7 protein-coding genes and 1 pseudogene are annotated in these 7,901 nt (G+C 42.4%); 1 reads left to right on the top strand and 7 read right to left on the bottom strand.

From position 1 onward, the window contains the following. The 7 genes and pseudogenes from AAFP11_RS22860 to AAFP11_RS22830 form a co-directional block, all read right to left on the bottom strand. Positions 1-232 (bottom strand): annotated as a pseudogene (locus tag AAFP11_RS22860) (APC family permease); the annotation flags it as partial. 452 nt (positions 233-684) lie between these two features. Beyond that, positions 685-1,317: an NAD(P)-binding domain-containing protein gene (locus AAFP11_RS22855; RefSeq protein ID WP_341737270.1), complete on the bottom strand. Its 633-nt coding sequence runs from the start codon at positions 1,315-1,317 to the stop codon at positions 685-687. A gap of 202 nt (positions 1,318-1,519) precedes the next feature. After that, positions 1,520-1,858: a lipocalin-like domain-containing protein gene (locus tag AAFP11_RS22850; RefSeq protein WP_341737269.1), complete on the bottom strand. Its 339-nt coding sequence runs from the start codon at positions 1,856-1,858 to the stop codon at positions 1,520-1,522. A gap of 511 nt (positions 1,859-2,369) precedes the next feature. Continuing rightward, entirely contained in the window at positions 2,370-3,275 is a 906-nt protein-coding gene (locus tag AAFP11_RS22845) for a DUF4437 domain-containing protein (protein ID WP_341737268.1), read from the bottom strand. A 193-nt stretch (positions 3,276-3,468) separates the two neighbouring features. Further along, a complete protein-coding gene (locus AAFP11_RS22840) occupies positions 3,469-4,101 on the bottom strand; it encodes an NAD(P)-binding domain-containing protein (RefSeq protein ID WP_341737267.1) in 633 nt (210 codons plus the stop codon). A 300-nt stretch (positions 4,102-4,401) separates the two neighbouring features. Continuing rightward, complete coding sequence (locus tag AAFP11_RS22835; RefSeq protein WP_341737266.1) at positions 4,402-5,853, bottom strand: APC family permease; 1,452 nt, start codon at positions 5,851-5,853, stop codon at positions 4,402-4,404. Positions 5,854-6,280: 427 nt separating this feature from the next. Then, a complete protein-coding gene (locus tag AAFP11_RS22830; protein WP_341737265.1) occupies positions 6,281-6,946 on the bottom strand; it encodes a GNAT family N-acetyltransferase in 666 nt (221 codons plus the stop codon). 144 nt (positions 6,947-7,090) lie between these two features. Between AAFP11_RS22830 and AAFP11_RS22825 the strand changes: the two genes are divergently transcribed. Continuing rightward, positions 7,091-7,807 (top strand): SDR family oxidoreductase, encoded by a 717-nt coding sequence (locus tag AAFP11_RS22825; RefSeq protein ID WP_341737264.1) that lies wholly within the window; start codon positions 7,091-7,093, stop codon positions 7,805-7,807. The last annotated feature ends 94 nt before the right edge of the window (positions 7,808-7,901 follow it).

Genomic DNA, 7,901 nt, shown 5'->3' with positions numbered 1-7,901 from the left:
AACGACAAGCAAATTGGTTAATGTTGAAACTGACAAATAACAGTCCAACCATACCTATGATAAAACTTAACCATGTCCCATTTCCGGCACTAGCAAAAATTAAGCTTAATATAGTTGATGGGATTAGACTAGGTGACATTAAGACTATAGATTGAGCAATTACTGCCTCATAGGAAAGACAGTGTTTTCTTAAACCATGAGGGCTTTGATTGTTTGACATTTCTGTTGTCATATAAAACTAGGGTTTAGACTAATCTGGGATAAAAGGGACGTGATGGGAAAGCGATTGTAACTGGTCTGTTTCGACCAAATTCAAACTTCTATTCGCGTCACCCATAATTCCCCATTCTCCTGTTTATATGATTCTCCTTATGGATTGAGTGAACTGGAAGTATCAGGAACAAATTGCTTCATAAACGAGATCAATACCCCTCCGAAATTACCAGCTTCTAAATGTCTCGATAGGTGAGGGGGAAGATGATCTCTGAGGGGAAGCGATGCCTCTTATAAGTAATGTTCATTCCCTGACTGGACGAATCATATCATGTCCTAGCGATCGCCCATGATGACGATCGCTTCCTACCAATACTTCCAGATGATTTTATTAATTGTAATCGACCGGACATGATATCAAAAAGCCTACCAGTGGCGCAATCGTTGCAATCTTTTTTGAGCTTCAAAAGCCTAAGCCCTTACCCTGAGAGCTTTGACCTGAGCGAGAGCCTGGTGAGCTACCTCTTCCGACCAACACCGAGCATAGAGTGGTTCCCCATTTTGAAAGTAGCGCCCGTCAGCTAGCGATCCGGCTTTTACAGGCACAAACTTTGCTTCTTCAATCAACTGAGCTGCGATCGCCATTGCCTCTACATCATCACCAGCGTAAAAGATGGCTAGCTCAGAGAAGAGCTCTCCATTGGCTCGAGCCTCTATCTCTTCAAAAAACATCATATTGAACGCCTTAACAACCGCTGTTTGCGGAAGCCTCTTAGCAATGGCTTCGCTTTGGCTTGGTGCGTCAATCTCAATCTCGCCATCACGCAGAGGGTAGTAATTTGAAGCGCTGATGAGTATTTTCCCAGCGAGTGCATCTGCTGGCAATGATATCGTCGCCCAGAAGGGAACAGCTTCTAGAACAACATCTCCGAAAGCGATCGCCTCTTCAGGTGTTCCTGCCTGCGCTCCGTTACCCGCCTTTTCAACCAGTCCGCGTAGACTATCGGGATTTCGCGAGGAAAAGAATACCTTATGCCCCGAATGTGCCCAAAGCCTTCCTAGTGGGCCACCAATCTTCCCGCTGCCAACAATACCAATTTTCATTGTTCTTAATTCTCAATAAATTAGTGGGCAAAAACAATGCCCCAGAGTCACCTCTGGGGAAGAGTTTAACCCGTATTCATCATCAAAGCTTACAAAAGTAGCAAGCACATCTTGAATCAAATAATCAGCATATCCGTGCCTCTTAATCTACCATCAATGTGTAGCTGTTTTTTCCGGTAACGTTTGGGAATGATGTAAACTGTTACTCTGGAACGCGCTCCCAAATTATAAAAGCAGTTTGTTTCTTACCATCCATCAATTCTGGAGCCTGATTCAATACTAGCTTGCCATTCTCAAATTTATAGAAGCGTTCTTGCCTTGTACCAATATAATTCGGAAACAGGCTGACATCAGGCAGATGAACAACTTTATCTGGTTTGACTTCATATTTACCGCAATAGGCAATATATGTTTGTACTGCCTCGGCCTGTTGTTGTAATGTTCCTCCCAAAATGTCTCCTCCATGAAAATTAGGACGTTTGTTTTTTGAAAGGGTTGCACACATATGTCCATCGGGGCTGTAAATAAGGTAGCATGGCATAATGCTGTGGCTGGTATCTTGCAGGATAATACCATAAAAACATTCGCCGTGTCTACATCTAAAGTCAGGATATCTAAGAATTATTTTAGGGTAGCTGAAAGGGTGACAAGTAAGCAAGTTGAAAGACCTACCAGGTAAGGGGGTGAGCTGATATGCCTTAAAAGGAGCTCCTCACTTTGGCGATCGCTCCTTTTTGGATTTGGATCTACGTTTGGGGCTGAAGGTTACACAGATTTCCCCACCTACGCCGCTGTGTCATTGTCAAGTTAACTGAGGATCTGAAGATCTGGAACGATAAAGACTATCTGTTTATGCGGCGTTTCATTATTGCGGTCTGATTTATAACGCCTTATGTGAGTTGGAGGCTGGAATAACGCAATCTCATTCGTAAGGCTAGGCCCTGCTGCTAAAGTGAAGTCTGAAACCCTTAAAATAACCAGGGCATTTTTAACTCACATAAGGCGTACATAATTAATTAATATCCACTGCCTCTAACCAACGGCTGTCCGATTCATCCGTTAATATGTGCATATGACGACACTACGGCAGTTTGGGATACATCTCTATCAACTCTGGCAAACCCGAAAAGTCCATCAACTGTTATCTCTCTAGGAAGAGTATTATAGCTAGGACAATAGCAGAAGTGATCCTTCGCAAATGGGTAATTTCCTAGATCGCAATATCCACCTAAAGCATAGGCCTCTTCATTGTAGGAATAAATCATTCCATACTGAGTTTCATAGTGTGGCAAGTAGATAAATAGCCTTGTTTGACCGCCGTTATTATGTTGCCTTAAAATCTTCTTTTTTTTTCGTGCCTCTATATTAACCCAAGGCAACAATTTGCTATCCAAGGCTGGAATAAATTCACTTATTCTCGCATCTGGATGATTGGTTTCTGCATCTTGGTACTGGAGAGGAACTGGCCCATTTTCCATCCACAGGATTTCCGCTTCCTCTTCACCTAAAACTTGCCAAGATTCTACTTTTACCCCAGCAGGAATAAAGGAGTAACCATGTTGACCTAGTTGCCATTCACCAATTTGGATCTTACCAGAAAGAATAAAAATTTCCAAGTCAGCAGTGAAGATCCCGGATGGCGCTGCAAATTTGGGCGGTAGGATTACTCTGGAAGTAGATGCACCACAGTCATGCCAAGTCAGCAATCTTCGTCTTCCTGGTAGGACTCGATCTGGCATTCCACTGATTCGCCATCCTGGTTCTTCTGGCACCGTATTTGTATTGAAAAATTGATACTGACGCGGCACATACTCTTTCGATATGGCCGTAGACCTTCCTGATAGGTTCAAGCGTCCGCTCCCATCTCCGCCCCAATCCTCTTTTACAGGTGCTACACTTAAAAAATTATCCGTTTGGTCTGTTTGGGCCAAATTCAAACTTCTATTCGCTTCACCCATGATTCTCTATTCTCCTGATTCTGCTTACGGAGTTAATTTTATAGCCTAAAGTGTAACGCCAACGCAATGACGTTGTTTATTTTTGTCCAACTAGGTTCACCAAATTAATTTTATCTGGATCTGACTAATTTTCCTAGTAGTTAGAGAAAACTATAGAATATCTACGCAATAATCTTTTTTGAGCTTCAAAAGTCTAAGCCCTTACCCTGAGAGCTTTGACCTGAGCGAGAGCCTGCTGAGCTACCTCTTCCGACCAGCACCGAGCATAGAGTGGTTCCCCAATTTGAAAGTAGCGCCCGTCAGCGAGCGATCCGGCTTTTACAGGCACAAATCTTGCTTCTTCAATCATCTTCGCGGCGATCGCCATTGCCTCTACATCATCACCAGCGTAAAAGATGGCTAGCTCAGAGAATAGCTCTCCATTGGCTCGAGCCTCTATCTCTTGGAAAAACATCATATTGAACGCCTTAACGACCACTGTTTGCGGAAGTCTCTGAGCAATGGCTTCGCTTTGACTTGGTGCGTCAATCTCAATCTCGCCGTCACGCTGAGGGTCGTAATTTGAAGCGCTGATGAGCATTTTCCCAGCGAGTGCATCTGCCGGCAACGACATCGTGGAAGAAAAGGGAACAGCTTCTAGAACAACATCTGCGAAAGCGATCGCCTCTTCAGGTGTTCCTGCCTGCGATCCGTTACCCGCCTTTTCAACCAGTGCGCGTAGACTATCGGGATTTCGCGAGGAAAAGAATACGTTATGCCCCGACTGTGCCCAGAGCCTTCCTAGTGGGCCGCCAATCTTCCCGCTGCCAACAATACCAATTTTCATAAAAAAGTCCTGTTTATATGATTCTCCTTACGGAGTTAATTTTATAGCCTAAACTGTAACGCCAACGCAATGACGTTGTTTATTTTTGTCCAACTAGCTTTACCAATTTAATTTTATCTGGATGTGACTAATTTTCCTAGCAGTTAGAGAAAACTATAGAATATCTACAGAATTAGATCGTGATTGAGGCAATCGCGATCGCATCTGATGCTACATTACAAAATAAAAGGAGTGATGAAGAGGTGGGACTACCCACTCTCTGATGCTAATACACGGTTTCGGGGGTGTTTTACTGCTTAGTTAAAGATTTTCCTCATCACTAAACCTGGTATGAATTTCCTCAATAGAATTATTCATATTTTCTACGATTTTGGGATAACGTTTCTTCTGAAAAAGGAACCATCCAAACCCAGCCATGAAGTACATTAAGACCAAGTAGGGTAGAATATTTTGAGGAAAGTCTGGAACTGGAAATAGACTACTACCAGGAATTCCAATTATGCCAATAAAGGGAAGGATCATAAAACTAACTGCTAGAATAGCGAATAGCACATCTATTGGTTTCAGTTTATTAAGTTGGAACAAGTAGACTGGTGCTGCAATGGAAACCAAAATGTACATTACCAAAAATCCAAACGAGCAAATGATACCAAAATAATTTTGTAACTCAAACGTATCATAGCCAGATATCTTGAATACGGAGGGGATAATCAAGATAATAAAACCTGATAAAGCGATCGCATTGTGAGGTGTAAGATTAGTATCATGGGTTTTTCCTAAAGAATGGTGAAACCAACCATGAAGCGACATGGACAGAAATATTCGGGATGTGAAATTAATACAACCGCAGATAGCAACGAATAAAGTAAGTAAGAAAGCTATACTAATTAGTACTCCTAAAAAGTCTAATCCGATCTGATGTGCTAGAAAATTTAATGGAGTTTCTATTTTACCTAAATTTTCATTAGTACCGCTAAAACCCAGCACCACAATATAGGTCGTGATCATGTAGAATATAGCACAAAAAATTATGCTTTGCGTCACAGCTCTAGGGATAGTCTTTAGGGGGTTTTTTGCTTCATCACCCAAAGCTGTTGCACTGTCAAAGCCAGCAAAACTGAGGATAACTAGGACAAGTCCCATTGTTATTCCCCCAGGAGTGGCTCCTTGCAAGCTCAATTGATTCCAATCTATCACAAAACCTTTCTTTACTAAGATAATTAAGCACAATAAAAGGATCAACGCGAGGCAGACTCCTTGAACTACTAGGAGAATTTTAGTGAAGCGAATATCCTTAAAAGCTACATAGCAAGCTGCAACAGTAACTAGGATAAATAAGGTCAAAGCATGGGTGGTAAGACCAATATCACCTAATAATTTTTGACTAAAGATGGCAAATGCACACAATCCTACCATTGCTCCAAATAAATAGCCCAGCAGCAAAGCCCAAGCACAAAAAACTCCGACATGAGGACCAAGACCCTTGATAATATATGAATATAGCGAACCAGGAGAAGCGGAACGACAAGCAAATTGGTTAATGTTGAAACTGACAAATAACAGTCCAACCATACCTATGATAAAACTTAACCATGTCCCATTTCCGGCACTAGCAAAAATTAAGCTTAATATAGTTGATGGGATTAGGCTAGGTGACATTAAGACTATAGATTGAGCAATTACTGCCTCATAGGAAAGACAGTGCTTTCTTAAACCATGGGGGCTTCGATTGTTTGGCATTTCTGTTGTCATAAGCCTTTACCCTTACACCGCAATTTACACAAATGATTTAGAGGCGCTATAGCCTTTCTCAGGTAGCTGACGGGTGACAACCCATTCAAAAAGCCTACCAGTGGCCCAATCGTTGCAATTTTATTATAGCCTTAAGTAGTCGGACAAAAGTAAACGACACTGTGTTAATAAATATTAACAAGCCTGAAACCTTTACTGTTCCCCGTTCCCTGTTCCCTGTTCCCTTGTCCTCATAGTTAACTTTATTTTTGTCCGACTACTTAGCATAGAGCGATTTTACTATCTGTTTGGCATGACGAGCAATATGCCTGGAAGTAAAAGTTAACGATTGGGAGCATTAGTTAATACAGTTACTACTGTTACTCAACCTCCGGCTTTCATGAGGCGAGAACACAGGGATGGGATTTTTTTTTGCATCACCAACCTGCTATTGTGGCTGGCGAATCATTCTGACAATAATCGGTATATCACCAACTTGATACTGGCTAATTAACTCAAACCCTTGCTGTTTATAGAATGCTACGTTTTTGGTAAGACATTCCACACAAGCAGGAATACTATCGCGATCGCATTGTCCCAGAACAGGCCGCAATAGGGCTGAACCAAAGCCTTTACGCTGTTGAATTGGCTCCACACCCAGAAACGCCAGATACCAGTGAGGCTGACTAGGATGATCATGCCCCAATCGATCGAACAATTCAAATGCCTCTGCTTGGCGTGACTCAGCGATACCTTCTTGAAATACTTTCCTTAATGGTTCTGCATCCCATTCTATCCCTGGCGGAATCCATTGCACCGCACCCCCATAACCATCAACATAATAAGAAGTCTGGTGGGCCAAGGACTCGTTCATATATGCTCCAAACAGGAGTGGGAAATAAGTGAGATATTGATAGGGGTCAGGATACATCCAGCGGATAATAGGATCGTTGTTAAAGGCTAGAACCATTGCAGCAGTAATATATCTCTGGTCGGAAGCTGATGCAGTTCTGATCTGAATGTCCTTCTGTTTTATTGAAGGATTGGTTTGAGCAGACTTTGTAGCGATGATGCTGTCGTCAATAGGATTTGTGTTCATTTCGGAGGAAGACATAGGCTATTTTCATCATTAGGAATATGGATTAAATAAAGTATAGCAATAAATTTTGCGAGCGCGCTGCAAAAAGGTCTACTTACAGTTTATGCCCTAACCGCCAAGGCGGTTGCTATAATATTATTTGGAGATTTGGAGATTTGTATGAATAGTCAGACACAACGCTGTGCTCTCATTACAGGTGCAAGTAGTGGAATTGGTAAGGCAACAGCATTAGCTTTTGCCGAAGCTGGAATTAATTTAGCGCTGGTAAGCCGCTCGGGCGAAAAACTTGAACAAGTAGCAGAAGCAGCTAGAAAAATTGGTGTAAAGGCTAAAGCTTTTCCCTTAGACTTAGCCAAAATTGACGAAGTGCGAGAACAGATCAGGGCGATCGATACCACTTACAACCCGATCGATATTCTCGTGAATAACGCCGCGATGGGTTATACTGGGTTATTACTAGAAACACCTTTAGCAGACTGGCAAAGAGTTATTGATCTAAATCTCACGAGCGTATTCCAATGTACTCAGGGGATTTTACCAGGTATGCGCGATCGTCGGTCTGGAACAATAATTAATGTTTCTTCGGATTCTGGTAAACAAGTTACTGCTGAATGGGGAGCTTACTGTGTCAGCAAATTTGGGTTGATGGCTCTTTCTCAAACCCTAGCTGTAGAAGAACGTGCGCACAATATTCGCGTCAGTGTAATCTGTCCTGGTGCTGTCAATACACCACTTTGGGATACGGAAACCGTCCAAGCTAACTTTGACCGTTCAGCCATGTTAACCCCAGAAATAGTGGCTCAGTCAATTTTACATATTGCTCAATTGAACGATGCGGCCGTGATTGAGGAACTGATGCTGATGCCCAGGTACTAGGTTCAAACTATTTAAATACGAATGCCATGCGCCACAGTGAGCGTCAGCCGAACGGTTTTTCCTAAACGAAGTACGGGCGTATTGGCATATCTTA

Origin of the sequence: Microcoleus sp. CAWBG640 (assembly GCF_020883015.1) — a bacterium.
Classification (GTDB): domain Bacteria; phylum Cyanobacteriota; class Cyanobacteriia; order Cyanobacteriales; family Microcoleaceae; genus Microcoleus; species Microcoleus anatoxicus.
Note: the sequence above shows the minus strand (reverse complement) of the source record. Positions and strands in the feature narration are given on the sequence as shown.